General features: G+C 67.8%; 24 protein-coding genes and 4 pseudogenes. 14 read left to right on the top strand and 14 right to left on the bottom strand.

What is annotated here, in order from left to right:
* Window positions 1–8: 8 nt before the first annotated feature.
* The 5 genes from ACSYGO_RS00140 (at window position 9) to ACSYGO_RS00120 (ending at window position 5331) form a co-directional block, all read left to right on the top strand.
* Entirely contained in the window at window positions 9–806 is a 798-nt protein-coding gene (locus tag ACSYGO_RS00140) for an anti-sigma factor family protein (protein ID WP_432177008.1), read from the top strand.
* A gap of 924 nt (window positions 807–1730) precedes the next feature.
* On the top strand, window positions 1731–2159 hold the full coding sequence (locus ACSYGO_RS00135) for an ATP-binding protein (protein ID WP_432177009.1): 429 nt from the start codon (window positions 1731–1733) through the stop codon (window positions 2157–2159).
* Window positions 2160–2166: 7 nt separating this feature from the next.
* Window positions 2167–2472: an HAD family hydrolase gene (locus ACSYGO_RS00130; RefSeq protein WP_460385343.1), complete on the top strand. Its 306-nt coding sequence runs from the start codon at window positions 2167–2169 to the stop codon at window positions 2470–2472.
* Window positions 2473–3737: 1265 nt separating this feature from the next.
* Window positions 3738–4331, top strand: coding sequence for a hypothetical protein (locus tag ACSYGO_RS00125; protein ID WP_432177010.1), 594 nt, complete (start codon window positions 3738–3740; stop codon window positions 4329–4331).
* Between the two features lie 676 nt (window positions 4332–5007).
* Entirely contained in the window at window positions 5008–5331 is a 324-nt protein-coding gene (locus ACSYGO_RS00120) for a hypothetical protein (RefSeq protein WP_460385342.1), read from the top strand.
* A 74-nt stretch (window positions 5332–5405) separates the two neighbouring features.
* On the opposite strand, the gene ACSYGO_RS00115 is transcribed toward ACSYGO_RS00120, so the two are convergent.
* The 3 genes from ACSYGO_RS00115 to ACSYGO_RS00105 form a co-directional block, all read right to left on the bottom strand.
* Window positions 5406–6161 carry a class I SAM-dependent methyltransferase gene (locus ACSYGO_RS00115; RefSeq protein ID WP_460389650.1) on the bottom strand — a complete coding sequence of 252 codons (756 nt, stop codon included), beginning with the start codon at window positions 6159–6161 and terminating at the stop codon, window positions 5406–5408.
* Between the two features lie 40 nt (window positions 6162–6201).
* Window positions 6202–6336, bottom strand: a complete 135-nt coding sequence (locus tag ACSYGO_RS00110; protein ID WP_460385341.1) for a hypothetical protein — start codon at window positions 6334–6336, stop codon at window positions 6202–6204.
* Between the two features lie 155 nt (window positions 6337–6491).
* On the bottom strand, window positions 6492–7256 hold the full coding sequence (locus tag ACSYGO_RS00105) for a transposase family protein (RefSeq protein ID WP_460385340.1): 765 nt from the start codon (window positions 7254–7256) through the stop codon (window positions 6492–6494).
* 252 nt (window positions 7257–7508) lie between these two features.
* Between ACSYGO_RS00105 and ACSYGO_RS00100 the strand changes: the two genes are divergently transcribed.
* Both ACSYGO_RS00100 and ACSYGO_RS00095 read left to right on the top strand, forming a co-directional pair.
* Complete coding sequence (locus tag ACSYGO_RS00100) at window positions 7509–7886, top strand: hypothetical protein (RefSeq protein WP_460385339.1); 378 nt, start codon at window positions 7509–7511, stop codon at window positions 7884–7886.
* A gap of 333 nt (window positions 7887–8219) precedes the next feature.
* Window positions 8220–9410 (top strand): IS110 family RNA-guided transposase, encoded by a 1191-nt coding sequence (locus tag ACSYGO_RS00095; RefSeq protein WP_460385338.1) that lies wholly within the window; start codon window positions 8220–8222, stop codon window positions 9408–9410.
* A 9-nt stretch (window positions 9411–9419) separates the two neighbouring features.
* Here ACSYGO_RS00095 and ACSYGO_RS00090 read toward each other — a convergent pair.
* A protein-coding gene (locus ACSYGO_RS00090) for an IS630 family transposase (protein WP_460385337.1) occupies window positions 9420–10513 on the bottom strand; the annotation gives its coding sequence in 2 pieces (ribosomal slippage) (window positions 9420–10049 and window positions 10052–10513; 1092 coding nt in all).
* A 335-nt stretch (window positions 10514–10848) separates the two neighbouring features.
* On the opposite strand from ACSYGO_RS00090, the gene ACSYGO_RS00085 reads away from it, so the two are divergent.
* Entirely contained in the window at window positions 10849–11655 is an 807-nt protein-coding gene (locus tag ACSYGO_RS00085; RefSeq protein WP_460385336.1) for an IS5 family transposase, read from the top strand.
* Here ACSYGO_RS00085 and ACSYGO_RS00080 read toward each other — a convergent pair.
* Window positions 11597–12109, bottom strand: a complete 513-nt coding sequence (locus ACSYGO_RS00080; protein ID WP_460389649.1) for a hypothetical protein — start codon at window positions 12107–12109, stop codon at window positions 11597–11599. The genes ACSYGO_RS00085 and ACSYGO_RS00080 overlap by 59 nt on opposite strands.
* A 411-nt stretch (window positions 12110–12520) precedes the next feature.
* Between ACSYGO_RS00080 and ACSYGO_RS00075 the strand changes: the two genes are divergently transcribed.
* Window positions 12521–13612, top strand: coding sequence for an IS630 family transposase (locus ACSYGO_RS00075; protein ID WP_460385335.1), 1092 nt, complete (start codon window positions 12521–12523; stop codon window positions 13610–13612).
* A gap of 89 nt (window positions 13613–13701) precedes the next feature.
* Entirely contained in the window at window positions 13702–14442 is a 741-nt protein-coding gene (locus tag ACSYGO_RS00070) for a Type 1 glutamine amidotransferase-like domain-containing protein (protein WP_460385334.1), read from the top strand.
* 60 nt (window positions 14443–14502) lie between these two features.
* On the opposite strand, the gene ACSYGO_RS00065 is transcribed toward ACSYGO_RS00070, so the two are convergent.
* Together ACSYGO_RS00065 and ACSYGO_RS00060 are read right to left on the bottom strand one after the other, a co-directional pair.
* Complete coding sequence (locus tag ACSYGO_RS00065; protein ID WP_460385333.1) at window positions 14503–16167, bottom strand: tyrosine-type recombinase/integrase; 1665 nt, start codon at window positions 16165–16167, stop codon at window positions 14503–14505.
* Window positions 16164–16745: a hypothetical protein gene (locus tag ACSYGO_RS00060; RefSeq protein WP_460385332.1), complete on the bottom strand. Its 582-nt coding sequence runs from the start codon at window positions 16743–16745 to the stop codon at window positions 16164–16166. The genes ACSYGO_RS00065 and ACSYGO_RS00060 overlap by 4 nt, the downstream gene beginning before the upstream one ends.
* A gap of 111 nt (window positions 16746–16856) precedes the next feature.
* Between ACSYGO_RS00060 and ACSYGO_RS00055 the strand changes: the two genes are divergently transcribed.
* Complete coding sequence (locus ACSYGO_RS00055; protein ID WP_460385331.1) at window positions 16857–17369, top strand: hypothetical protein; 513 nt, start codon at window positions 16857–16859, stop codon at window positions 17367–17369.
* Window positions 17366–17888 (top strand): annotated as a pseudogene (locus ACSYGO_RS00050) (NUDIX domain-containing protein). The gene ACSYGO_RS00055 and the pseudogene ACSYGO_RS00050 overlap by 4 nt, the downstream one beginning before the upstream one ends.
* A 547-nt stretch (window positions 17889–18435) precedes the next feature.
* On the opposite strand, the gene ACSYGO_RS00045 reads toward ACSYGO_RS00050, so the two are convergent.
* The 4 genes from ACSYGO_RS00045 to ACSYGO_RS00030 all read right to left on the bottom strand — a co-directional run bounded on the left by ACSYGO_RS00045 (window position 18436) and on the right by ACSYGO_RS00030 (window position 23072).
* Window positions 18436–20835, bottom strand: coding sequence for an AfsR/SARP family transcriptional regulator (locus ACSYGO_RS00045; protein ID WP_460385330.1), 2400 nt, complete (start codon window positions 20833–20835; stop codon window positions 18436–18438).
* 12 nt (window positions 20836–20847) lie between these two features.
* Complete coding sequence (locus tag ACSYGO_RS00040) at window positions 20848–21291, bottom strand: hypothetical protein (protein ID WP_460385329.1); 444 nt, start codon at window positions 21289–21291, stop codon at window positions 20848–20850.
* 795 nt (window positions 21292–22086) lie between these two features.
* Window positions 22087–22524: a cold-shock protein gene (locus ACSYGO_RS00035; protein ID WP_432189959.1), complete on the bottom strand. Its 438-nt coding sequence runs from the start codon at window positions 22522–22524 to the stop codon at window positions 22087–22089.
* Entirely contained in the window at window positions 22521–23072 is a 552-nt protein-coding gene (locus ACSYGO_RS00030; RefSeq protein ID WP_432189958.1) for an RNA polymerase sigma factor, read from the bottom strand. Before ACSYGO_RS00030 ends, ACSYGO_RS00035 begins: the two co-directional genes overlap by 4 nt.
* A gap of 522 nt (window positions 23073–23594) precedes the next feature.
* Here ACSYGO_RS00030 and ACSYGO_RS00025 point away from each other — a divergent pair.
* Window positions 23595–23924 (top strand): annotated as a pseudogene (locus ACSYGO_RS00025) (restriction endonuclease); the annotation flags it as partial.
* Between the two features lie 179 nt (window positions 23925–24103).
* On the opposite strand, the gene ACSYGO_RS00020 reads toward ACSYGO_RS00025, so the two are convergent.
* The 3 genes and pseudogenes from ACSYGO_RS00020 to ACSYGO_RS00010 all read right to left on the bottom strand — a co-directional run bounded on the left by ACSYGO_RS00020 (window position 24104) and on the right by ACSYGO_RS00010 (window position 26032).
* Entirely contained in the window at window positions 24104–25309 is a 1206-nt protein-coding gene (locus tag ACSYGO_RS00020; RefSeq protein WP_460385328.1) for an alginate lyase family protein, read from the bottom strand.
* Window positions 25310–25670: 361 nt separating this feature from the next.
* A pseudogene (locus tag ACSYGO_RS00015) lies at window positions 25671–25817 on the bottom strand (helix-turn-helix domain-containing protein); the annotation flags it as partial.
* Window positions 25814–26032: a DUF6879 family protein gene (locus ACSYGO_RS00010; protein WP_460389648.1), complete on the bottom strand. Its 219-nt coding sequence runs from the start codon at window positions 26030–26032 to the stop codon at window positions 25814–25816. The pseudogene ACSYGO_RS00015 and the gene ACSYGO_RS00010, both read right to left, overlap by 4 nt.
* A gap of 11 nt (window positions 26033–26043) precedes the next feature.
* On the opposite strand from ACSYGO_RS00010, the pseudogene ACSYGO_RS00005 reads away from it, so the two are divergent.
* Window positions 26044–26397, top strand: a pseudogene (locus ACSYGO_RS00005) (JmjC domain-containing protein); the annotation flags it as partial.

Below are 26397 nucleotides of genomic sequence, written 5' to 3'. Positions count from 1 at the left end.
TGGCGACCATGAGTGCGGAGCACGACGCCCTCAGGCTGGCGCTGGGAGGATACGTCCTGGGGACGCTGCCCTCGGCGGAAATGGAACAGGTGCGCGTCCACCTCGCAAAATGCGATGAGTGCCGAGCCGAACACTCCCGGCTGGCGGGACTGCCCGCATTGCTGGCGACGGTGACCGCTGCCGAAGTCGCGGGCCGGACGGCGCCGACGGCCGACGGGGACCTGGCCGACCGGCTGGTGGCACGGGCGGCCGAGAGCGCGCAAGGCTCCTCGCCCCCACGGCCCGCCGTGCCTGTGGTACCGCAGGCACCACAGGCATCACGGGCCGGTGTGCTGGAGAGGCTGCTGCAGCAGGCCGCGGCCCGGCGCCGAAGGACCTGGCGTCTGCAACTGGCCGGTGCCGCCGCCTCCCTGACGTTCATCGCGGCAGCGGTCGGCGGCACATGGCTGGCGGCTGTCGGAACCGTGGGCAGTCAGGCGACGCCGCCCGGGCCGACCGCGCCGACCGCCTGGCGCACCTTCTCCGGAAGCGACCCCACCACCGGCGTCTCCGCCTCGGTGAAGGTCTACCCCTCTGTCTGGGGCAGTGTCCTGCAGGTCTCCGCCAAGGGCGCGCCCGCTGGAATCACCTGCCGGCTGCAGGCGGTCGGGCCCGGCGGCGCCAGGACGGACGTCGCCACCTGGCGGGCAGGCGAGTACCCTCCCGGCACCACGATCCCAGGGGCGGTTGCCATGTCCCCGGGAGCCATCGAGCACTTTGAGATCCACGCAGGCGACGGTCAGAAGCTGGTCACCATCCGGGCGTAAGGCGTAACCGGCCGACGTCACCACGCCGTACGGCTCCGGGATCCGCGAGACCGTCCGACAAGAGCGCCCGGCAGATGAGGGCGGCGGCCCCGGAGGCCGACACCGGCGCCTCTGTGGCCGAGGGGCTGATTGACACCCCGTCCGCGGTGACGGCGGCTGGTCGCAGCGGCTGCCACCGGCCGGGAAAGGGCACCATCGCGGCCGGGCTGATCGAGGTGAAGGCCGTCCGGGTGTACGACCAGCGGTTCGAGAGGTGGGGGCAAGGGGCCATCCGCGCGATCCGGCCGCTGTGGAGCCGCACGTCCCCGGGCCGGTCGAGTGCTGCGGCTGCTTCGTTAGAACAGCCTGTCATCGGGGGACCGTGTCGGCGCCGGGGCAGTTCTGCGGCTCGGTCGCGGGGCTGCCGCTCCCATCACGCGGCTTCGGCAGTGGCAGGCCGGCCACCCGGCGCCGGGATCCCTCGGGCGCCGACTGCGGACATGGGCGGGGGCCGACGGTATCCACCTCAGCCTCCGCCGCAAGGAGCCCCAAGCCGGCGCCCAGGTCCTTATCGCGGCGCGCCGACGGTTTTGGGAGCTGGTCACCCTTGCCGCCGGCTCCCATGAACAGGCCTGTTCCTCAGCCGACTTGATGCGTGAGTGCGCCGACGATCGGGCGAGGGGACCGAGCTGCCGGTGCCCTGCCCGGCCGAGTACGGCATCGATCGAGCTCTGGCAGAGGCGAGTGGGCTGAGCCCGGCCGTCGGTATTGACGTGAGCCGAAAGAAGTCGGGCAAAAGGTGCGAATAACTCGAACCGTACGGTATCCGTCGCCCGTGGAACTGAATGAGCGCGCCCATGCAGGATCCGGCCCACCAACCTCCCCGAGGTTGTTCGCGGTCCCCCCGTTCCGGCCTCCGCACATCCACAGAAGAGACAGAAGACCATGTTTGTGACCGATTCCCTCCGCCCGAGTTCACTGCTCGGCCAGTCCTGCCGCCACCAGGCGCTGCTCACCCTGCCCGCGCAGGAGGCGCACGTCTCCGCCGCCCGCCACTTCGCGGCCGATCTGCTGGAGACCTGGAACGTGCCTGCAAGCGAGCGGGACTCCGCCGTGCTCATCGTCGACGAACTCGCCACCAACGCGGCCCAGTACGGGCGCGAGCGCATGACCCTGCTGCTCGTCCTCGACCACGGCACTCTGCACATCGTGGTCACTGACTCCGGCATGGCCGTGGAGCGCCGTCGCCCCGACATCGCCCCCGACGAACACGGCCGCGGCACCACCATCGTCCAGTACCTCGCCCAGTCGACCGAGGTCCACCAGACGCGCAGCGGCCGCGAAGTCCGCGCCTGCCTGAGGTGTTCGGCATGAGTGGAGGGTGGCGGAAGAATCCGGTGGGCAACCCGTCGAGCAGCCCGTCTTGCTGAAAGAAGGCGCCTACGCGAAAGACGGGGAGACACGGCCGGAACTCCTGCGCGCCGCCCTGACGCGCGCCGGCGCAGACCCGAAGAGCGTGGTCTTCATCGGGGACACGCCTGCCGATGTCGCTGGCGGTCTGGAGACAGGCGTTCGGGTGGTCGCCGTCGCGACGGGCCGTACCGCGGCCGACGAACTGCGGGACGCCGACGATGTACTGGCAGACCTGTCAGAAACAGACCGCGTGCTTGAGGCCCTCGGCACCTGACACCCAACACGAGTGCTTGTTCCGCGGCCGGGCAACCATCGTCCCCTGAGGGGAATACCGCGCGCCCGGCCGGTGTCGGGGGCGATGGCACGGCCGCAGCCGGCGGTGCACGGCGGGGCACAGTTCGATGGGGCGGTCCATCTTCCGCCCGGCCGGCGCCTGACCCCGCGTGGAAGGCAGGATGCGCACCGGGACGATTCAGTATGCGCAGGCTGCGCAGTGCGGCGGGTGCAGCCGGCTTCAGCCGGTGCGCAAGGGCCGTGCCGTTGTGCATGCTTCGGCCTGGTGGGATGTGCAATGCCGTGACCTGCAGTGATGGGGGTCTTGGTGGTTGTGGTCCGGGGGGTGGTGGGCGCTGTGGTGCGGGGCGGTGGGGGCTGTGGTGCGTCGAGGCGCGCGCGATGGAGTCGGCTACACGAAGAGTGCGGTGCCTGGGCCACCCCTCGGAGCAGGGGTGTTGCAGCCCTGGCCACCAGCCGTACCACAGGCAGGACCACAGGCAGGACCACGAGCCGGACCACAGGCCGGACCATGCAGGTCACAGCATTGCGCAGGTCGCGGCATGGGCGATTCTGCAGGGCTTGAACCTGCGCAATGGGTTCTCTGGGCCCCCACACCACTCACCGACCACGCCAAGGCTGCACGGCACCGGTGCCTGCACCGGCCGGGACCGGACCATGGCGGATGCGGCCCGAACCGCGATCCTTTGAGAGGCCCGACCACAGCAGGTCACAGCGGTGCGCAGCCGGCTGGGGGAGGGGGACCATGCGGTCAGTCAGACGTTTGCGCACTGATCGCTGTCTGCCGCCAAAACCCACTGAGCAGACCTGCGCACCACCCCCTGACCATAAGCGACCAGGGTCCCGACCATGATGGATCGCAGGAGTGCGCAGGCGGTGGTTGGGCTGGCAGATAGAGGCTGGTCGCAGCCGACTGCGCATGCGAGCCCTGGGCTCATTGCGCATGCACGCCTGCGCTCATCGCGCATCCGTGGCCAGAGAGTCTGCGGTAGTGCGCAGTGGCTTGGGGGATGTGCAGGTCTGCGCAGGCGGACCACGCGGCCGGCTGCGCGTGATGCGCAATCACCTCTGCGTCGGTTGCGCAGGTTTCGGCCGGGTGGTTCGCGCAGTCGTGTGACCTGCGGTGATGAGATGGGTCGGTGCGCCCACATCCCGGGCTTGCCAGCAGGTCGTTCCGCCGAGCGAGGTTGGAGGAGAGGAGCTGTCCCAAGGGAGGCTGTCAGTCCTCGTTCATAGGATCACGGCATGTCTGATGCCTTCACCGTTTTGTGGACCCATGACACGTGCCGTGCCCTGCGTAAGGAGGGTCGCGTGGGCGAGCGGCCGCCGGTCGCCTTCAGCGGCGTCCATTCCTCCCTGCCCGCCTGGTCGGGCGCCCGTGTTGGGGACGAGGTGTACGCGCTGCATATCAACCGGTGCGTCGTGTACGTGGTGAGCCGGATGAGGGTGATCGACATGCAGCGGCGCGACTGCTGCGGCACCGCCCCCGCGACGTGGCAGGACCCAGCGTTTCCCGGGCACAGCGACTGGTCGATGCTCGGTGCCGGCGGCTGCGGCGCCGCGGCGGTGCACGTGGACGCGACGCCTGTGCGCTTCGACATACCGATCCCCGGCGATCTTCTGGCGAGGCTTACCTGGCGTAACCGCCGAGGCCGGACCCGCGGTCTGAAGTACGTGGTGGACGGCCGTCTCGAGCGCTCGATCAGCCTCCAGGGGTTCTACCGTCTGGCCTCCGAGTCGGCTGAGGAGTTGACGGAGGTAGTCGGCAACGCCGTCCCCTTGATGCCGACGGACGAACGGGCAACCGGATCACACCTGCTACGGCGATCTCTCCCGTGAGCGTCGACCCGCTTTCGTCACCCGGCACGCCGCATTTCGTCGGTTCCCGTGTTGTGGTGGGGGTTGTGGTCGGGGCTCGGCCACCCGTGGTGCGGGTACACCAGGCCGTGGTCGGGCCCACCGGTTGAGGCTGGTCCGTTGACGGCATGCGCTACGCCGGCAGCGACAGGCGGAAGGAGGCTGGTCGCGGCCGGCTGCGCATGCGCGCCCTGGGCTCATTGCGCATACCCGTCGGGAGGCCTGTGGCAGTGCGCAATGGCGCGGGGGATGCGCAGGTCTGCGCAGCGGGCCCCTGTGGCCGGTGGCGCATGATGCGCAATTGGTTCTCCCGCCGGTTGCGCAGGTTTCGGCCGGGTGGCTGCGCACCCCTGTGACCTGCCGTGGTCGGGCTTGTGGTCGGGGCTCAGCCACCCGTGGTACGGGTACATCAGGCTGTGGTCCGGTCCACCGGTTGAGGCTGAGTTTCCTGGCACAGGCTGTGGTCCGGTCCATCGGTTGAGGCTGAGCCGGAGGTGCTCGCCTTTGGCGCGGTGGTGGTGCGCCGGGTTGCTGCGGCAGCGCGTCGGCCGTCGCGGCCTGGTCGCCGGCGTTGTCTTCCCTGTTGGATCTACGTGTTGAAGCAGATCGAGCGAGGGTGGCTGCGTGCCGGGGTGGCGTAGGTATTGGGTGCCGAGTGATGCCGCCTGGCCAGTCGAAGGTCGAGTTGTACGCCGCGCTGCGGCGCGCCTCCCGCGATGGCATGTCGAACCGGGCGTTGCAGTGCAAGTACGGCGTCACCTGGAGCACGGTCAACAAGGCCCTGACCTCGGCTTGGCCGCAGCCACGCACGACAACCGCTTCGGCGCGGCCGTCGAAGCTGGATCCGTTCACGCTGCTGATCGACGAGATCCTGCTCATTGATCTGGACGCGACCAGGAAACAGCGCCACACCGTCACCCCGGATCTACCGCCGTCTGATCGACGAGCACTCCTCGTCCGAGGCGTTGCGTTGACCACTTGAACCCGCACCGATGAGAGGGCGCAAGAGTCCTGCGAGCAACCGCGCGGTCCGGCCAGGGACTGAGAGTCCGGTGTTTATACCTTGCTCGCGACCACCATGTAGTTCTCGGCCTCAAGATCGAACGTGCTCAGTTCCGTCTGGAGTCCGACCCGGTACAGCTCGACTTCGAGTTCCTCGTACCGGTAGGGCCAGCAGGACAGCAGTTCCGAGCGGACAAGAACCAACCCGGTCGCATCAACTTGCGCGATCGCAATCTCGATGTGGTGCTCCTCCTCCCAATGCGGCGCAATCTCCCAGCGGTAGACCACGACGGCATCGCGACCGTTCCGGCGGACGAGTCGGTCACTGATCTCCAGCCGGGAACCTCTGGCCCTCACGAGTTCCCAAGTGCGGGATGTGAGTACCAAGCGCCCGCCGGGGCGCAGAAGCCGTGACATCGACTCCAAAGCAGCACCCCTGCCTGTCGCGCCCGCGGCATGGTGAAGCGAGTTGCCAACGCAGAACACCATGTCGAACGTGTTGTCCTGGAAATGGTCGGGCAACTCTTCCCAGTTCGCCCGTACGGCCCGGACGGATGCCCCGAACTCCTCAGACAACTCTGCGGTCCGACGAACCATCGCCTCGCTGGCGTCAGTTGCGACAACCTGCATGCCACGACCGGCGAGGCCAACCGCCAACTGTCCGGTTCCGCACGAACAGTCGAGGACGTGAGCGTTCGACGGCAGGAGATTGAGGACGTCGTCGAACGACGCGGCGAACTCGGCTGGAGGCAACTTTGCATCCGAGATGAGCCATTCGTACACCTCCGGAAGCACGTCATAGCCTGTCACAACCACTACCTCCGTCACGCGGCAGACTCACGGTAGGACGTCAGTCCATCAGCGGAGCAAGCCGGGCACCAATGGTTTTCGCGGAGACGATGCGTTTGGCCTCCTCGGTGTCCTCGTTGAGGATGGCGTACAGGGCGGCGGTCTCCGAGAAGGCGGTGACGGCGGGTCCAAGCATGGGCTCTCCCAAGTTGTTGTGTGGGGCAGTACGGGGCAATTGAGGGTGCCGCGCTCACCGCGTGAGCGATCGGGGTTGGTGCCGTTCAACGTCAGTTCTTGCTCAACACGCTGAATTTGACAGAGAAGTTTTCGCTCACTGAGCCTTTGCCAACCTCACTTTGAGCAGGTCAGGTGGAGGGTGAGGACTGCTTGGAGGTGGCTGGTGATTCGGGTGGTGCTGCAGCGGAGTTTCCGCAGCAGGCGCCAGTTCTTCAAGGTCGCCATGGCCTGCTCACCGAGGGCCCGGATGCGGGCGTGCGCGGCATTGACCGCGCGTTGACCTGTCGAGAGCCGGTCCCACCGGCCGCGGAAGGGCACCCGCACGGTGCCGCCCGCGCCCTGGTACCCCTTGTCCGCCCAGCAGGCCAGGCCCGCCTCGGTGAGGGCGTCGATGATGCCGTGGGTTCGGGGGGCCTTGATGTCGTGCACGGTGCCGGGCAGGGCGGGCGAGGCCCACAGTAGTTTCCCGTGTGGATCGGCGATGACCTGCACGTTCATGCCGTGCTTCTTATGTTTGCCGGAATAGAAGGGCCGGTCGGCGGCGATCCGGTCGATCGGCAGCAGCGTGCCGTCCAGGATCACAAACGCCTTTGCCGAGGCGGCCGTCACCGCCGTGGCGAGGTCAGGTGCCCGCACCGCGAGCAGATCGACGGCTTCCGTGATGTACCGGTACACAGTGCTCACGCCCACCTCGAACCCGGCCGCGAGCTGTGCGTAGGTGTGCCCCAGGCGCAGGTGCGCCAGCACCAGTAGCGCCTGGCGGCCCGCGGACAGCCGACGCCACCGAGTCCCGCATGCCGTCCGATGCGCGGCCAACCGGTCGGTCAGGAACCGCAGATGCCGGGTGGACAGGTCGAGGGCAGACGGGTAGACAAGCACACGAAGCTCCTGGCGGCACGGGCGATCTTGGTCGTGAACCCGTCTACCAGGAGCTTCATCGCGTGCGCAGGCCAACCCGCGGACTGATCAGCCAGGTTGGCGGCCGACTTCATTGTTTGGGGCTCTGCATAGGCTGTGCGCATGGATGTGACGGGGTGTCTTGGGTGTGACCTTCTGACCGGGCGCCGGGAGTTGCCCGGGGGTGTCCTGCACGAAACCTCTGCCTGGGTGGTGAACCACGTCGTCGGCCCGATGAGTATCGGCACCTTGATCGTCGGTCCGCGGGACCACATCGTGGCCATCGCGGAACTCGACGACACGGCAGCGGCGGAACTCGGCCCCTTGCTGCGCGATACCGCTCGTGTCGTGGAGACGTTGTGCCGGCCCGAGCAGACCTACGTCTGCATGTGGTCACACGGCCGCAACGCACGCAAGCACCTGCACATCGCGGTCCAGCCGGTGACCGCGGAGGTGCGGGCCCGCTACGGCGGGCTGCGCTCCGAGCAGCTCCAGGCCCGGATGCTTGCGGATGGTGGCGAGCCGGACGTCACGGAGGTCGAGCAGTTCTGCGAGCGGGCTCGCGACCTGTTCCGAGCGATCACCGACAGCAGCACCGAAGACCGCAGCTGATCACCGGTGCCAGACCGACATCGCGGCGCAGTCGGGTGAACGCATGTGGGGAAGCGCTGCAGTCTTCCCCGTCACGCACCCTCAACGTGAGGTTGAAAAAGGCTCCCTACGTTGTCCTGCGGGATGCGGTGAGCCCTTCGTATGGTTGACCCGCCCAGGGGCGCCGGGTGTGGTTCAAAAGGCTCTGCCGTTAGTGGCTTTCAGTGATTGGCCGCCCGGTACCACACGACGACTCGGCTGCCAATTAGGAATTGCGAATGATCGCTGAGTAGGGAATCGACAGCGAGGTCGTCCGTCGGGAAGCGCCAGCAGCACACCGCACGGAGGCACCACATGGTCATGATCTGGGCCGGCATCGACGCAGGCAAGACACACCACCACTGCGTCGCGATCGACGAGAGCGGCCGTCGGCTGCTGTCACGACGCGTCGCCAACGACGAACCCGAACTCCTCGAACTCCTCACCGATGTCCTGGCTCTGGGCGAGACCGTGACCTGGGGCATCGACCTGGCCGACGGCGGAGCCGCCCTGGCCATCACCATCCTCCTCAACCACGACCAGTCGGTGCACTACATCTCCGGCCGGGCCATCCACCGCGCCGCCGAGAGCTACCGCGGCGAGGGCAAAACCGACGCCAAGGACGCCGCCGTCATCGCCGACCAAGTCCGCATCCGCCGCGACCTGCACCCCTTACGCGCCAACGACGAGAGGGTCACCGACCTCAAGATCCTCACGGGGCGGCGCCTCGACCTGGTCGCCGACCGCACCCGCACCGTCAACCGGCTGCGAGCCCAGCTCACCGACATCTTCCCCGGCCTGGAGCGAACCCTGGATCTGACCAACACCGGCCCGCTCATACTGCTGACCGGGTACCAGACCCCGGCCTCCCTCCGCCGCACAGGCAAGAAACGCCTCGAAACCTGGCTGCGCAACCGCAAGGTCCAGCGCGCCGACCGGCTCGCCGAGACCGCTATGGAAGCTGCCGGGCGCCAGCACACCACCCTGTCCGGCGAAAAACTCACCGCTCAGCTGGTGCACACGCTCGCACGGGAAGTGATCGCCCTCAACCAGCAGGTCGCCGAGCTCGACAAGGCGATCGAGGCCCGGTTTCGCGAGCATCGAGACTTCGAAGTGATCACCAGCATGCCCGGCCTGGGCGTGATCCTCGGCGCCGAGTTCCTGGCCGCGACCGGCGGTGACATGACCGCCTTCGGCACCGCGGACCGCCTCGCCGGCTTCGGAGGCGTCGCACCCGTGCCCCGCGACTCCGGCAAGATCAGCGGTAACCTTCGCCGGCCACGCCGCTACAACCGTCGCCTCCAACGAGTCTTCTACATCTCCGCGTTGTTCAGCATCCGTCACTGCGAGGACTCTCGCCGTTTTTACGAACGCAAGCGAGCCGAAGGCAAGCGCCACATCCAGGCCGTCCTGGCTCTGGCCCGCCGCCGGGTCAACGTCCTTTGGGCCCTCCTACGAGACGGACGGCCCTACGAGGCCATGTCACCCACTGCCCAGGCGGCTTGACAGACCGCATTACTGAGCTCTTCGGATTGTTGTCGGCGGTTGGGTGAGTGTGAGGCCGGTGCCGGCGAGGCAGCCGTCGATCAGGTTGGGACGGAGCTGAATGTGACGCAGGCCCCGGCGGAGGGTGCGTTCGAGGTGCTCGTCGTCGGTGAAGGCTGTGTTGGCCAGCGGGCCGCGCCGTAACAGCGACCAGACGCCCTCGACCGGGTTCAAGTCCGGTGCATAGGAGGGAAGTTGCACGATGGTCAGCCAGTCGTGTGCGTCCGCGTACTCACGCATTCCGGCGGCCCGGTGGGTGTTGAGATTGTCCCAGATCAGCACGATGGGAGCCTGGAGCTGGATGTGGGCGCGCACGACCAGGTCGCGGTAGTCGCTCCACGCGAAGGTGTCGCGTCCTTTGCCCCGATGCTTGCGGTGACGGCGCGGCCGGTAGATGAGCCGTGAGGTCTCGCCCGGCTTGTAGCAGCACATTGCCGCGATCGACCAGCGGCGCCAGGAGCGGCCCCGCACCCGCACCACCGGCGTGTGCCCACGCCGGCCCCAGGTGCGGGCGCGTGGCGGCGTCATCGAGAACCCGGCTTCGTCCTCGAAGACGATGTACGCCCCCAGCGCCGCCGCAGTCATTCCGCCTGCGGCCACACATCCTTCTTCCACAGGCCCACCGACTGCTCGTCGCGCTCCAGCGCCCGGCGGGCGGGACACTGCCAGGACCAGCCATGCCGGTGCAGCAGCCGCCACACCGCCGCCGACGAGCAGTCGACACCGAACTTCCGAGCGATCAACTCTCTGATCCGGGCCAGGGACCAGCGTTGGTCCTCCCAGCCATGCACGGCCGGTCCCCGTGCCAGCTCCTTCTCCAACTCGGCGAACTGGCCATCGGACAGCTTGGGCGATTTCGGTGGCCCGGCGGAGGCGAGGGCGTCCGTCCCGCCCTCCCGCCAGGCACGACGCCAGCGTTCCACCGACCGCTCACTGACCCGCAGATCCTTCGCGATGACCGCGGTTCTCTCACCGCGACCGAACCGTTCGCCTGCCTCGTACCGGATCCGCTCGCGAAACCGCCGTCGCTCCGCGGTCAGTCCGCCACCCTGCGCATACCGCATATCCCCGGCCTACCGCAGGGATCACCACACGTCACGACCCCCGACAACAATCCGAAGAGCTCAGTAACTGGCTGTTCTCTATCCGCTTGCGCGGTCGGACGGCTTCGAACAGGAGCCTGGTTCGAGTGAGTTGTCCAGTGCGGGGGCATAAAGGAAGGGCCTCTTGGTAGCTCGCGGATGTCGAGTCCAGCGAGAATCAAGAGGCCCTGTTGTCGAAGTGTCGCGTGGTCGTGGTCGCCGAGTCCAGTTCGTCCACTCGTGGGTGTGACTGCCTCGCCCACAGGTTCGGGAACGCGGCCGACCGGCCGGATCGCCGGCCCCGGTACGGCTCGGACATGAGCGATGCCGAGTGGACTGTGCTGAAAGAACTGCTGCCGGTTCCGGGATGGCTGGCGGGCCGCGGCGGGCGGCCGGAGGGGTTCTGTCACCGGCAGATGATCGACGCGGTGCGCTACCTCGTCGACAACGGCATCAAGTGGCGGGCGATGCCGTCCGACTTCCCGCCCTGGCCGCGGGTCTACGCCTTCTTCGCCCGCTGGCGGGATACCGGGCTGGTGAGCGAACTGCATGATCGCCTGCACCAGGCCGTTCGTCGGGCCGAAGGCCGTGGCCCAGAGCCGAGTGCGGCGGTGGTGGACTCGCAGTCGGTGAAGGCGGACGCCACCGTCGCCCATGCCTCACGCGGGTTCGACGCAGGCAAAAAGATCAACGGGCGTAAGCGGCATCTGCTCACCGACGCCCTCGGACTCCTCCTGGACGTGCAGGTCACCCCGGCATCGGTGACCGACCGGGACGCCGCCCGGATCCTGCTGCCCGCGGCGAAGAGGAACTTCCGGCGGCTGGCACGCATCTGGGCCGACGGTGGCTACACCGGACACCTCACCGACTGGACCGCCCAGCACCTGGGGATCGTCCTCGACATCGTCCGCCGCCACGAGGACGTCCGCGGCTTCCAGGTCCTGCCCCGCCGCTGGGTCGTCGAGCGGTCCTTCGCCTGGGTTCTGCGCAGTCGGCGCCTGGTCCGGGACTACGAACGCCGCACCGACACGAGCGAAGCAGTCATCCGCTGGTCGATGATCGCCCTCATGAACCGCCGCCTGGCCGCACAGCCTCATCAGCCTGCTGTCCTGCCGGCAGGGTGAATCTTCCAGGCTTCGCCTCCACCAGCCAGCCCCGTTCCACCAGCCTCTTCAGCCGTGCTCGTGCACCCTCGACCCGTGAGGCGGAGGCACCGTCCCAGCCCAGCACCACGGCCGCCCGCCGGGCACCCAGCCCGTCACCTCCGGCCTCCGCCGCAGCCGCCATCACCGCCTGGTAGTCCACCGACAGATCCTCGAGTCCGGCCGCGCTCTCCCGATGCGGCACGGGCACCGCACGGCGCGGTCCCACCGGCTTCCTCCGCGACGGACCGACGGCCGTCGCGGCGGGCTGTTCCTCTTCGGCCAGTGCCTCCAGATACTGCTCAAGGCCGATCGCCCGGCGTCTGAGGACTTCTTCGGCATCCGCCAAGTCCGCCCGCACCCGCTCGAGTTCGGCTTCGAGCTCCTCCACTCGCACGACTGCGGTCTTCCGCCGCGCTTCCAGAACCGCCCGCATCGACGGCATCCGCCCCCCTAGCCACTCGATCAGCAACGAGTTGCGGCTCCCGCGGCAGCCGCAATCCCATGTCTGACCAGCAGAATCCGCACACGAGGTTCGGAAAGAGAACGGCTTCTAACGGGTCGGACTTGGCCTGACGTGCTGTTCAGCGCTTGACGACATACTTGGCGAGATCGCGGTGGACCAGGTCCACGTCCAGGCCGCGGGCGGCGCAGCGCTCAGCGAGGACGGAGGCCACTGTTGCCGCACTTTTCCGGACTAAGGAGTGGGTCGCGAACTGGCCTGATTGCCGCCGCTCGACATCTACGGTGGCCGTGGCCTGCCTTGGGTGGACAGGACCTCGTGCAGCTAGTGTCCTGAGTTGGGAATTCGCTGCGTAAGTCTGGGTGGGTTCGGCATGATGGCCGGGTGGCGAGGACGGGACGGCCGAAGGCCGAGCTGGTGCTGACCGATGACGAGCGTGAGACGTTGAGCCGCTGGGCCAGGCGTCGGACTTCTTCGCAGGCTCTGGCCCTGCGGTGCCGGATCGTGCTGGAGTGCGCAACTGGTGCCTCGAACAGAGACGTTGCCGCTCTGCTCGGCGTCGAGGAGCACACGGTGAGCAGGTGGCGGGCCCGCTTTGTGCGGGACCGGCTTGAGGGCCTGACCGACGAGCCACGCCCAGGTGGGCCCCGGAAGATCACCGACGCCCAGGTGGAAGAAGTGGTCGTCAAGACACTGGAGACCACGCCGAAGGACGCCACACACTGGTCGACGCGGTCGATGGCCAAGGAAGTGGGCCTCTCCCAGTCGGCCGTCACACGTATCTGGCGGACCTTCGGCCTCAAGCCGCACCTGGTGGACACCTTCAAGCTCTCGAAGGATCCGCAGTTCATCGAGAAGGTCCGCGATGTGGTCGGCCTGTATCTCGCCCCGCCCGAGCACGCGCTGGTGCTGTGCGTGGACGAGAAGACACAGATCCAGGCCCTGGACCGGTCAGCTCCGGTGCTGCCGATGATGCCGGGCATGCCAGAACGCCGTACTCACGACTACGTGCGCGGCGGCGTCACCACACTGTTCGCGGCGCTCAATACCGCCACCGGCGAGGTGATCGGGCAGATCCATCGCCGGCACCGGGCCGTGGAGTTCAAGAAGTTCCTCGTCCGGATCGACAAGGAGGTGCCCGCAGACCTGGACGTGCATCTGATCTGCGACAACGCCTCGACGCACAAGACCCCGGCCATCCAGCGATGGCTGACCGCACACCCCCGCTTTCATGTGCACTTCACACCCACCAGCTCCTCCTGGCTCAACCAGGTCGAGCGGTGGTTCGCGCTACTGACGGACAAACAGATACGGCGAGGCGTCCACAGGAACGTCCAGACCCTGGAACGCGACATCCGCAACTGGATCAAGACTTGGAACGAAGAACCGAAACCCTTCGTCTGGACGAAGACCGCAGACGAGATCCTTGAACGCCTCGCCGGATATCTGAAGCGAATTCCCGACTCAGGACACTAGAGGGGCTATTCGATTGCGGACGTAGCCGATGGCTTGGCACGGTTCAGGGCATCATGTGCGTCTGAATCTTGGTCTGAGGAGGCACCCTCGTGGCTGTCGTTCCGAAGCGTCGTCTGGCTCTCCTTGGAGGCGGCTTCTCGACCGACGACGATGGTCTGTTGGATGACTGGGTGCTTGATCAGGTGCCCGTTGCTCGCCCCAGGGTGTGCTTCATTCCGACAGCCAGTGGCGACGCCCCCGCCTACATAGAGCAGTTCTTCGGGGCGTACCAGTCACGTTCCTGCGAGCCCAGCGTCTTGCATCTCTTTCGGCGGGAGCTCGATGACGATGCTCTGCGCACGTTCCTGCTCTCTCAAGACGTCGTCTATGTAGGTGGGGGCAACACCGCGAACATGCTGGCGGTCTGGCGCGCGCACGGCGTGGACCGGCTCCTTCGCGAGGCCTTCGACCGGGGGACCTTGCTGTGCGGCATCAGCGCTGGTGCCAACTGCTGGGCCGAGGGCTCGCACACCGACTCTTTCGGACCGCTGACTCACCTCTCCGACGGGTTGGGCCTGTTGTCCGGCTCGGTCTGCCCGCACTACGACAGTGAGCCCGGTCGGCGATCGTCCTATCCGGCAGCCGTGGCAAACCGCGCGCTTCCGGCAGGCTGGGCAGTCGAGGACGGTGTCGGCGCCCTCTTCACGGGCGGTCTACTGACGGACTCCGTGACGCGTACGCCTCGGGCCTGTTTGTATCGGGTAGAGCCCGGCAGGGATGGGGGAGTCGACGAGCAGGCCATGCAATGTCGCCTGCTCGTCGCAGCACAACAGCCCACTTCAACCGCGTGAAGTGGTGAGAGAGCGGCCCCGCCTGGTGCGGGGCCGCCGGCCGCGTTGATGCGGAAGCAATCAGCCTTGAGGCTCGTGTTCTGGTAGTCCCGGTGTGGGTGACGGTGCGTGGTCGGTGAGGACGGGCATGCCGAGGTCGACCAGCTGTGGCCGACCGTCGGCCCGGGTCCGGCTGAGGCTGCTGAGCTTGGCGGTGGCGGCGTCGAGACTGACCTGGAGTCCTTCGACTTCGCCGAGCCAGCCGTTGCCACGTGCTTCGCGGATGCGCTCGCGGAGGTTGTGGATGATCTCGATGAGCCGGCCGCGCTGGCTTGGGTCGATCTGGAGGACGGGGCAGCGGATGCAGGCGTGTTCGTGCTTGCACGGGGTTCCGTAGGGGCGGCCGCAGGTGCCAAGGGAGACCTTGCGCAGCTCGAAGTGCTGCTGGAAGTCGTGCCACTCCTGTTCGGTGGGCTCTCGGTATTCCTCGACGGGGCGTTCGGCCCGGCGGCGGTCGAGGAAGCCGCGGTAGGCGCGGATCAGGTCGTCCTGGAAGACCGCGAGGTATGCCTGAGTGGTGGTCAGGGTTTTGTGTCCGAGGATGCGGGCGGCAATGTGGACGGGCAGGCCGCCGGTCACGGCCTCGGTCGCGAACATCCTGCGGAAGTCGTGGGGCGTGTAGCGCATCGGGTTGCCGGCCTGGTCGCGCAGCCCCATTCGTTCCAGGGTCTTGCGGAGCAGGCGGGCGACGGTGTTCTGACCCATGACCTGCGGCTGCCAGTAGTGGCGGCACTGGAAGAGGTGCGGCAGCAGCGGTCCGGTGACGCGTTCGTGGTCGTCGTAGCGGGCGACGAGTGGGATCTTGCCGCCGTTGGCGTCCCGGAGGCGTTTGATGATCGTGGCCAGGATGCTGGCCAGTTCCGGGCTGACCAGCAGGAGCCGTTCCTCGTTGCTCTTGGACGGCACGATCTGGAGCAGTGGGACGATCTCGCCGGTGTCGGGGAGCTTGTAGGAGACCAGCGCGAGGTGCGTGATCTCGGTGAGTTCCTCGACGCGTACTCCCGTGTGCCGCAGGGTCTCGATGACGGCCCAGGCCCAGAACGCCTCGTCCTCAGCCATGCTCTGGTTGATCCGCTTTGTGCTGCCCTCGGCCTGGATGTAGACGTGCGGGGTGACGTGGTCGGGGCGGCTGGTGACCTTGTGAGCTGCTGGCAGGACCCGCAGGTAACGGGCGCCCTCATGCTCGAAGTGCGTGTCGAACTCGGTGGCCTTCGCGGCCGCCAGCAGCGCGGCGGTCTGGTCCCGTTCGCGCTCGGCGGCTTCGACCAGGTGTCCGAGGTGGGGGAGCCGCTCGCGGACCCGCTGGTGCATGCGGGCCTGTGTCTGGGCCACGGCCTTGAGGTTGCCCGCGCCGTCGCCGCGGCGGATTGGGCTGGGGCAGGCCCACTGGGCCCAGAACGGATCTTCGTGTGCCCATTCCTGGATGTCGAGGTAGAAGCCTCGGATGCGCATCATGACGTCGTAGCGGGAGCGGCGTTCCACCACTTCACCGCTCTTGTTGACGTAGGTGAGCAGCCGCTGCTTCCAGCCGTCGATCACTTCCTCGGGCAGGCGGAGGGTGTCGATACCGGGGTGGTGGGCCTCGATGTCGGCCCAGAACACGCCGGCCACCGGGCCCACCGCGTTGCGGCGGGGCGGTGACCCAGGCGCTTGCGCACTGCTGTGACCTGCTGTGGTCGCGCTCACGGGCCAGATGGTGCCCCCCAGCCTCTGACAACGTCCGGTGCTGTGGGTGTTTCGGTGGGGTCGGCCTCCTCGGCCTCCTCGGGGGCCGCCGGCGGGCGGTGGGAGTCCATCCAGCTCACCCGCTGGCCGGGGTCCTGCACGGGCCGCCACATGGGCGCGGAGGGTCCGTGTTCGAGCAGGTCGGTCAGCGGGGCGGCCAGGATGGTGGTGTCCCGTATGAAGTCGGGCTGCGTCAGCTGCCAGTGGGCGGCTTGTAAGGCGCGGATGCGGTTGTCGAGTCCGGCGGGTCCGGTGCCGTCCAGGACGAACAGCAGCCGCGGGAAGAGCGGGTAGCGGTCCCGCCAGTTCTCCCGCGCCGGTTCCTGGCCCAGGCTCTGCCGGGTCCGGCCGAACGGCACTGGCGTGTACCGGTAGAGCCGTTCATACGCACCGATCTTCGCACTGAGCCGTTCCGGGCCCATGGTGGCCCGGTCGACCTCGATGACCGCGCCGCTCAACACTTCTCCCGCGCGCTCCCGCTGGCCCGCACATCCGGTGACCTCGCCCTGGCCGCGCACGTCGCCGCGAGCAGCAGCCACCTTGCACTCCAGACCGGGGACGCTGCCAGGGCCGCCGGCTGGGCCCGGACCGGACTCGACCTTGCGGCGCAGGGACCACGAATTCCCGCACTGAAGGCGCGACTGAACACTATGCAGGCGCGGGCCCTGGCCGCCGCGGCGCAGCACACCCCGGCCACCCGCGCGCTGGACGCTGCCCGGCGCGACCTCGAAGGAGTAGCTGCCGCTGATCACCCGTGGCTGAGCCCGTTCGACGCCGCCGCGCTGGCCAGTGAGTCAGCGCTGACCCTGCGCGACCTGGAGCACTACGACCAGGCCCTGACGCATGCCGAACAGGCTGTTGCGCTGCGGGAGACGGTCCGGGCGCGGTCGCTGGCGCTGTCGCGGATCACCCTGGTGGACATCCACCTACGCCGCGGCGACCTGGACGCAGCCGTGAGCGCCGGTCACGACCTCCTCAGCACGAGCCCCACCCTGGGCTCTGTCCGGGTCGTGCAGCAGCTCAACGAGCTGCGCCGACTGCTGGAGCCGCACCGGTCGTACGGGCCGGTCCGGGAGTACCTGGTGCGGTTCGATGACGCACGCCGCGCCAGAATGCTTCTGCTGGCCGATCTGATCCCGCCCTCGGGAGGCACCACCGCATGAGGCCCACCAAGACACCCACCCCCGCCGACCCCGACGCGTGGAACGCCTACCTTGCAGAGGGCAACGCCAAGCAAGCCCGCAAGCGCGTCGCTGCTGACGTGCTGCTACGGGATCCGGCCGGGCACGTGCTCCTGGTCAATCCCACCTACAAACCGGGCTGGGACCTGCCCGGCGGGATGGCGGAGGCCAACGAGCCGCCGGAGGACGCGGTGCGCCGAGAGCTGATCGAAGAACTTGATCTCGGGGTCGTCCTGCGAGGTCTCCTGGTGGTGGACTGGGTCGCACCGCACGGACCCTGGGACGACCAGATCGCGTTCGTCTTCGACGGCGGCACGCTCGACCAGGACCAGGCCGACCGGCTACGCCCACGCGACGACGAGCTGTCCGACGTCGCGTTCGTAACGCCGGACGAAGCCGGTGTTCGCCTCCCGGCCCGAATGCGACGCCGATTCGAGGAGGCTGTGCGCGCTGGAGACGGGACGGCCGCTGTATCTGCGGGACGGCGTCCCCGTGATGTAACCGGCAACTCCGTCGGACCAGGCCACGGACCGTCACTTCCTCGGAAAGGTCGCCTTCCGCAAGGGGCGCGGCGCTGAACCGAGCGCGGTGGGCACGTTCGTGCTCTCGGGCGGCCTCGGTGAGCCAGTAGGGGACCACCACTGCATGACGGCCCTGTTGCAGGCAAGGGAGCCGGGGAGGATTCGGCTCTTCGCGAGCCCAGGTCAAGACACTGCCCGCCGAAGGGAACCTCGTGTCGACGGTCCGCCCGAGCAGCAAGCTCTCGGGCCACTCACCTTCACGCTCATCAGCAGGCCGTGATCTTCCGTGGTCGGGCTCACGGCCCAGGTTCTGCATGCCATGGTCGGGCTTGTGCAGCATTGCGCTGGAGGCGGGGCCGCGGGGCCGCGGGGCTGCGGCTTCGAGGAGGGAGATCGTACCCCGCTGCCGGGTTCGCCCGGCCCGCGACCTTGATAGCCCTCACCGAACTTGGCGCAGAGAAGGTCGAGTTGCCCTGCTCGTCGCACGTGCGGGGGTGGTCCCGTGCTGCACAGGGAAGCGGCCGACATCACTGGCGGGAGAGGGATTTTGCATAGAGCCAGGCCAGCAGTGGGACCTGGTAGGCCCCGCCACCGATGGATGTCAGCAGCCCCGCATCGACCAGGCTCTCCAGCAGGCGCTCACCATCTGCCGCACTACGGCCGAGGAGACGCGCGGCCTGTGGCAGGGACAAGAAGGCTTCGGCGGATGAGCTGAACGTCCGGAAGGCTTGGGCTTGTTCGGTGCTTAGCCGGCGGTAGCTGTTCTCGATGACAGGTTTCACGGCCAGGTCGCCCGACCTCAGTTCGTCCAGCCGGCCGTCCTCGTCGGCGAGCCTGTCAGCCAGCTCTGAGACCGTCCAGGTCCGGCGTGCAAGCAGACGGCAGGCGGCGGCCCGGATAGCCAGCGGCAGAAAGCCGCAGGCGGCCATCACATAACGGACTGGCCCGTGTTCACCGGCCAGTGAGGGACCGGCGATCCGGGTGAAGAGCTGGAGTGCTTCGTCGGGAGACATCGCGTCAAGTTCCACGAGATGTGCACCGGCGAGGTCGAGCATCCGTCTGCGTGAGGTGACCAGTACGGCACACCCCAGTGCCGCGGGCAGCAGCCACTGGACCTGTGCCGCGTTTTGTGCGTCGTCCAAGACCACGAGGACGCGACGGCCGTCCAGAGCAGAGCGGTACAGCGCAGAGCGTTCTTTGAGGCCCGCGGGAACGGCCCTCTCGGGTACTCCCAGTGCCCGCAAGGCTGCGGCGAGCGCGGCATCCGGCGTCGTTTGGTGAAGGTCCAGGTAGAGATGGCCGTCCGGGAAGAGTTGTGCAACCGCATGGCCTGCTTGCATCACCAGGGCTGTCTTTCCCACACCTCCGGGACCGGAGACGGCCGCCACCGGCAGACGTGCACCAGTCGCGGCAGTGGCCAGCACACCCGTCAGTTCCGCGAGCACTTCCGTGCGCCCCACGAAGTCGCAGACCGCCGGCGGCAGCTGAGCGGGGCGAAGGAGCAACACGCCCTCGGCTTCGGCGGGGACAGGCGAATCGCTCACAAGTCCCGGATCAGCCTCCAGGATCCGCCGATGAAGATCGACCAGCCCCGAACGCGGGTCGACGCCCAACTCATCAGCCAGCAGCCTGCGGGTGTCTGCATACACCGCGAGGGCCTCCGCCTGCCGTCCACCGCGATACAGGGCCAGCATCAGCAGCTCGCGCAGACGTTCACGCAGCGGATGTGCGGCCGTCAGCGCGGTCAGCTCGGACACGACATCAGTGTGCAGACCACAGGAGAGATCGAGATCCAGGCGGCTTTCGAGCAACTGCAGCCGCCATTCCTCCAAGCGGGCGCGCTGGACCTCCGCGTAGGGCCCGGGTACCGCGGCGAGCGCTTCGCCCTCCCACATCCCCAGGGCGTGCTGCAGCAACCTCCGCGCGCGCTCCAGATCCCCTTCAACGCGCATCTGCTCGGCCCGCCGTGCCAGATCTGTCACGACGGCCACGTCGACTGCCTGGGCGGGTAGGCGCACGGCGTAGCCGCCCGACTCGCTGATGAGCGTTTCCGGTCCCATCATCTTGCGCAGCCGGGAGGCATACGTCCGCACCGCGGCCAGCGCCTGCGACGGCGGATCCTCGCCCCACAGCGCGTCGATGAGCTCGCTTGCCGTCGCGGTCCGTCCCTGTCGCAGCAACAAGGCGGCCAGCAGTGCCCGTTGCTGGGGAGAACCGGCGGGCAGCGGATCGCCCGCATGCCACATCCGCACCGGCCCGAGCACCGAGGCGTACAGGCCCGATGCTGGAACCGAAGGACGCACAGGGGCGGCCGGCTGCCCGCTCCTGACAGGCGCGCGCTTCTGCACCGGGACAGAGGAGGGGGCTGCGGCCTGCTGCTCCCCGCGACTTCGCTGCCAGGCTGCGACCCACGCCGGATGCTCGATCGACGACACCAGGCACGCGGTCAGGAAACCGGTCAGCTGATGCACGTCACGCGGCACCGTGCGTCCAAGCAGAATGCGGTGGGCCGTACTGTGAGGAAGCCGTCCCGCACCCGCGCGTTCTTCCATCGCACGCACCGAGGGCCGCCCGGCCAGCTCGTACAGCTCCCGCAGTCCGGCGCGAAGCATCTCGATGCCGTCGACGTCTTGCGGGTTCGGCGAGGTCGGCACGGAACCCCGAAGACTGCCCCTGCGTGCCTGCCGCCAAAGCACCATCGCCGTGTCCACCGACGCACCGCAGGCGAGCGCATACGCTCTCACACTTCGTTCACTGGGAACCGACTGGCCCGAAGCCGCCCGCTGGAGCGTGGTGGCGTGACAGTCCACGCGAGCGGCCAACTGGGCATACGAACAACCGCTGTTGGAGCGCTGGTCGCGCAGCCACTTGGCCAGCTTCACCAGCGCCCGGTTCGACGAGGCGATCGGCCGCTCTTTGCGCCCCACGGCGTTCGACCGTCAGGGGGCCGAAATGGCGTTCGCGGCCCGCACCACGGCGCGGTGCAGGCTCCTGTCTCCTCCGCCAACAGCAGTCAGCGTGCCGGCCGCCACCAGACCGGCACCCCCCAGCACCGCCAGGACAGACGACAGCTCTACACCGTGCACGGACAGCAAACAGGCCAGCACGGCGATCACCACGATCACCACGGCATCCGCGAGCGAAGGCCGGTGCAGCCACGACGAACCGTGCACCACACACCGTGCTGGAAAGAGGGTTCGCGCCATGAGCTTCTCCTGAATCGAGAGCACCCCCGCACAAGGCGGCGGGCAGGTTGCGGGCTCCAATGCCGTATAGCCGAAACGGCGTTTGCCGACGCCGATCGCGTCTGTATCGTGCCACCCGTACCGCCGGTCAGGGGATACCGTCAAAATCGATGATGCGTTGGTGTCCAGGCCTTTCATGCAGGCCCGTCCACGCGCCCCGGCTGGTAGGCACCCATCATGACCAGGCCATCCGCCAGCGACAGCGGATCCTCCGCCCGCCCGGACGGCAATTTGATGTCGCGCCATCCCAATCGTGTTCAGTGGTCGTTCAGAGCCGGCAGGCACTGTTTCGATACGCAGTATGGCTTCGGCCACTCCTGAGAGTTGCGGGCTCCACCGAGGCGATCAGGACCCCAGCGCGATCACGTTGCCGCGTGAGACCGCTCCAGGCCGGCACTCTCCCAAAGAGCGCCGGCCTCGCCCTGCGCCGCACGGTCGGAGACCGCAGACACACCTGGACCGCGCAGCGTGCCGCAGTCGGCAGTGGTAGTGACCTTGCCTGCCCAAGAGGCGCTGGTGCTCCGAGGAGCGACGCTCGCACAATCACAACGCAGGGAGCTCGCTTCGCAGCAATGAGCGCCTCAACGCGCGGCCGGGCAGGCCCACCCGACTCGCCGCGGGGGCCGGTGTAGTTCACGGCGATACCAATGAGCACGGGCAGGGTATCGACCAGCTCGGCCGCGAACGCCGTCATCATCCCTTCGCCGGTGACGACTGCCCCATCTTGTGCAGCAGCGACACCGTCGCCCAGGTACTGTGCCATACAACACCGTCATCGAGGAGGTCCACGTCGTCTCCTTGGACAGTGCCCGGCAGCTTGCAAGCGTTGTAGGCGAAAGTGCTGTTTCAATGCACTGATGCGGATCCCCGGCAACGGTTGTGGACGCCGTTCCGGGAGCCCGGACCGGGCTCCCGGAACGGCGGCCGCTGTGGTCAGGCCTCCGCTGAAGGCTTGAGCAGGCGCACGTCGCAGGCCCGGCCGTATGCGATCACGAACTCGACCTGCTCTCCGGGCTTCGGCGCGCGCGAGAACACCTTGAAGTCCTGGCAGTGCACCGGGACTTCGCCGCCCTGGGCCACTGCGATGTAGCCCACTCCCTCGCGTGCGTCGAACCACTTGATACGGCCCGTCAGCACCGCACCGCCGATCGGACGGACAGAGCATGGTCCGAGGTCCAGGCGATCGTCATCCGGCAGCCGTTCGGGGCGGGGCATCGCGCGTGCCCGGCGGATCACCTGGTTGAGCGCGTCACCCAGGCTGATGACGTTGTCCAGGGAGTCCACTGCCGAGTCGGACACGGATTCGACGTACTTGTCGAATGCCTGGTCCTGCAGCGGGTCTTTGTCAAGGGCATCCCACTGAGCGTTCATTTGTCACCCCCCATGAACCAGCCGCAGTTGTCACGGAGAGCTTCTTTGAGCTTCTTCCGTGCGAGATGAAGATTCGACCGGACGCAGCGGGCGTCAATGCTGAGCAGCTCGGAGATCTCCGGGACGCTGAAATCGTCATAGTGCCAGGCCATCACTTCCCGCTGCCGTTCGGGCAACTGCGCAATGGCGTCGATGACTTCCTTCTCCTCGTCGAGGAGCTTGAGCTGGTCGAACGCAGGACAGTAGGACCACGGCGCCTCGGCCGCCCGCCGGACATCCTCGTCCGAGCGCTGCCGGTGCGCCTGGTAGTGACGCAGGGCGGTCCGCCTTACGTATTTGGTCGGATAGTTGATGCTGTCCCAGCGCTGGAACGCCTCCGCGAACGCACTCTGCGTCGCGTCCCACGCGTCCTCCCACGTCGCCCCGTTCTTGTACACGAACAAGACGATGCGCCTCACCTCCGCCCCGTAGAACTCGGTGAAACTCGACTGCGCTGCCCAGCTGTCCGCAGGCGACCCCGCGTCGTCGTCAGGCGTTTTCAGGTCCAAGGCACGCTCCTTGCGGGTACCAGGCCCCGGGCCTGACGACTCCACTGCACAGCCGGCCAGGAGCAGACCATGCAACTGTCCTTCCCAGGACCGGAGAAGACGATCGTGCCGGCGGGAAGCAACGGGATGACCGCCTGCAGGAACTCCTGCCGCGCCTTCATCTCACGCCTGCTGATCCACGCCCTGACAAGCGCGGCCGGGTACGGGTACAGGCACCGCGCAGCCAGGAGCCACGCTGCACCCAGACCCATCATGGCTGGTTCGGCCATCTGTTCCTCCTTGCTTCTGGACCGGCGTGTTCGGCGCGGTCACTAAGTAAGAGCGAGGCGATCACCGATTCATCAAGTAGCTGCCGTATGCATGTGATTGCGGAGGAAGGCGGCCGCAACCCGGAAGGGAAGGGGCAGCCCGCCGCAAGGACCAGTGCTCTCGACAACGCCAACGCTTGCTTTCCGCTCGGCCGTCACTGAGACAACGCTCCAACGTCGGCTCCGGCGAGGACCAGTTGAACACCCAGTGGCAGGAGATGCTGCGGACGTGAAGGCAACCGACCCGCTGGGGCGCCGCTGGGTCATCCAGTGCAAACAGCGCCGCCACGGAGAGCAGGGGGCTGCGGTCGGCTCTCCGGAGCTGCAGGTCCTCAACGGAACCGGCCGCCCGGTCCATGGGGCGGACGTGGTGGTGATGATGACCAACGGCCGCATCACCCAGCCCGGCCGCATCTTCGCCCGCGAGCAGCGACTGCATCTGGTCGACCGCCGGCTGCTGGGGACCTGGGCAGCCGGAGGCGGCCCACTGTGGGAGCTGCTGCCTGCACTCCCCGCACCCCGCAGGCCGTCCTCACTGCCGTGACCAACGCCCAGCCGCGCCCGGCGGCAGCCGTCAGATCGCCTGGCTCCGATCTCCGCAGCGGCCGGGCCGGTCTTCGTGACCGCCCCGGCCGTCTCGGGGCAGGCGGATGTGAGGTTCGGCCAACGTCCGGGTCGTGCCTCGTGGACGAGGAGCCGCACGCGTACGGCGAGGCGGACCGGTCACTTGGGGTTACCGGCGTGCGTCAGCGTCTCCCAGGCGAGGAAGTAGTTCGCACCGCTCGGGCGTTGCCTGGTCTCGATCAGCTGCTTGGTCTTGGGAAGGCTGTTTCCCCGCCGGCCGGCGTAGTGGTGGTAGGCGATCTCAAGGACGGCGCCGATGCCGCGGTGGACCGAGCCCCGGCACAGCCAGGACGGCACCGTCGCACCGAGCTCGTAGGCGGCGTGGAACTCCAGTGCCTTGGTCATCCGGCTCTCCACCTCGGAGTAGAGATCAAGGCCCTGGATACGAGCCGTCTCCGCGACATGCGCGGCGGCGGCAAAACCCCAGCCGGTGTGGCCGAAGTCGCGGCAGGTCTCCTGAGCCAGACCGTCGACGAACCGGGACTGGCCCTGCCAGTAGCCGGTCAGCTCTTCTCGCGTGTCCTTGCTGCTGCCTGACGCGGTCCTCGGCAGCGGCCCGTCACTCTTGAGGTAGATATAGGCGGGAACCCGCTTGCGCCAGATGGCGACCGCCTTGTCGAAGGACGCCCGGTCATCGAGGAAGACCGAGATTCCGGTGGCGGCGTCCATCATGATCAGTTCCCAGTTGCCGTTGGCGTCCGGCCGTCCCTTGATCACCACGGGCAGGTACACGGTGCGCAACATGGCGGCGAAGCGGGCCTGCCGCGCGCCCGGCCAGCCGGTGTACGTGTGCTTCGTCAGTTCGCCGGCACGGGCGAAGGACGAACCGGACCAGCCGGTCTGGAGGGGCGCGTTGTGGTTCGTGTGCTCCCTGACCACGGCCGACCAGGCGTCCATGATCTTGACGGATTCGGCGGCATGGCGGCTGTCCCCGGTCAGGTTCCAGATCAGGGCGTGGGTGTAGGCCGCCAGCGCATCGTCGCGCTCGTCGGAGCATCCGTGATTGGGGTTGGAGCCGGGTCCGCATTCGACCGTGGCTCGCGGCCTCGGGGTCCAGGACAACGAGGCGTACTTGCTCCTGAGCATGGCTTGGTACGCGGACTTCCACGGTTCGGCTCCGGCCCTCACCTTCCCCCTGACGAAGTCCAGCTGTGCCTTGCTGACCAGCACTCCAGGGTGTTCGAAAGCGCTGCCGGCCGTGGCCTTGCCCGCAGTGGAGGACCGGGTACCGGCCGCTTTTGCGTCATCGGACAGCAGGGAAGGAAGGGCGAGAGCGCCGAACGCGAAGGCCACAAGAGTCGACACGACGGTTACCGAGAGCCTTCGGCGCCTGATGTGCTTCCCGCGGGTTCGCACCTCAGTGCCGTTGGTTGCCTGACGCGCGTGAATCACCCATGCCTCCGCGAAGCGGTCGTCTGATACGGGCACCCGGCGGCGCGGCGCCCGAGGGGACTGGACGGACCAGTCTTCGGGACGAGCGCACCTCGGACAGTGGCCACGGACCGCTGCCTCAGCACCGAGGCTCCGCCATGGACACGCAACGCACACTGGCCTGGACCAAAGTTCAGCGTCAAGGCGGTGAGGTCGCGTTAGGGAACCCATAAGCGGGCGTTAAGTCGCGCCCTGTATGGCAGTTGGTTGTCGGGCTGGCTACGGGGCGGAGTTTCTGCTTGCCGTTCTCCGCACGATTGACCTTGGACCGCTGCCGGCCGAGGCGCTCGGCGAACTCCTTGCCGTTGAGCCCGGCCTCGGTGCGCAACTCACGCAGCCGCGCACCTAGAGCTTCACGGGCCTGCTGGTAGCCGGTGCTCACACACTCGAAGCTACCTGCGCGACGAACTCCTCGCGCCGGATCGCGAAGTGCCAGGCAGCATCACGGATCCGGCAGAACCGCACGATGCGTTCGGGAGCCTGGACGAGTTCGGCGCCGAGGCACCCGTCGGTCACGTCGAAGTGGAGGACCAGCGCGCTGCGGGAGTCGAACAGCCAGAAGTCCTCAGCAGGCAGTCCGGTCCTGTCGGGCCGCAGGGGCCCGGGTGCTCACCTGGGACGATCACGATGTCGTCATCGTCCAACTCGCGGGTGAGAAGGAGTGGGAGGTACGCGCGGCCTCCCGCAAGGTCCCGATGTACCGGGACTCCGACCCGAACAACACTCCGAGCGACGAGATCATCTGGTCCGGTGCCATGCGGACCGGCGACGTCATGCACATCCCCCGAGGCCACTGGCACCAGGCGACACGAACCGGCAGCGGATCCGGCAAGAGCCTTCACGCCACGTTCGGCATCACCAAGCGCACGGGAGCGAGCTGGCTCGCATGGCTTGGCGACTGGTGCCGCGAGCGCGAGATCTTCCGCCATGACCTCGACCGCTGGCAGGGAACTGGCAGCGCA

The organism is Streptomyces krungchingensis, from assembly GCF_054729265.1.
The sequence above is the reverse complement of the archived record's forward strand: the minus strand, read 5'-3'. Positions and strand labels throughout refer to the sequence as shown.

Bases quoted from the DNA above. Each gene is read 5' to 3' on its own strand.
- ACSYGO_RS00140 (WP_432177008.1), top strand. From the start codon at position 9: ATGAGTGCGGAGCACGACGCCCTCAGGCTGGCGCTGGGAGGATACGTC.
- ACSYGO_RS00135 (WP_432177009.1), top strand. From the start codon at position 1,731: ATGTTTGTGACCGATTCCCTCCGCCCGAGTTCACTGCTCGGCCAGTCC.
- ACSYGO_RS00125 (WP_432177010.1), top strand. From the start codon at position 3,738: ATGTCTGATGCCTTCACCGTTTTGTGGACCCATGACACGTGCCGTGCC.
- ACSYGO_RS00120 (WP_460385342.1), top strand. From the start codon at position 5,008: ATGCCGCCTGGCCAGTCGAAGGTCGAGTTGTACGCCGCGCTGCGGCGC.
- ACSYGO_RS00110 (WP_460385341.1), bottom strand. From the start codon at position 6,336: ATGCTTGGACCCGCCGTCACCGCCTTCTCGGAGACCGCCGCCCTGTAC.
- ACSYGO_RS00100 (WP_460385339.1), top strand. From the start codon at position 7,509: ATGAGTATCGGCACCTTGATCGTCGGTCCGCGGGACCACATCGTGGCC.
- ACSYGO_RS00095 (WP_460385338.1), top strand. From the start codon at position 8,220: ATGGTCATGATCTGGGCCGGCATCGACGCAGGCAAGACACACCACCAC.
- ACSYGO_RS00085 (WP_460385336.1), top strand. From the start codon at position 10,849: ATGAGCGATGCCGAGTGGACTGTGCTGAAAGAACTGCTGCCGGTTCCG.
- ACSYGO_RS00080 (WP_460389649.1), bottom strand. From the start codon at position 12,109: ATGCGGGCGGTTCTGGAAGCGCGGCGGAAGACCGCAGTCGTGCGAGTG.
- ACSYGO_RS00055 (WP_460385331.1), top strand. From the start codon at position 16,857: ATGCAGGCGCGGGCCCTGGCCGCCGCGGCGCAGCACACCCCGGCCACC.
- ACSYGO_RS00040 (WP_460385329.1), bottom strand. From the start codon at position 21,291: ATGAAAGGCCTGGACACCAACGCATCATCGATTTTGACGGTATCCCCT.
- ACSYGO_RS00035 (WP_432189959.1), bottom strand. From the start codon at position 22,524: ATGAACGCTCAGTGGGATGCCCTTGACAAAGACCCGCTGCAGGACCAG.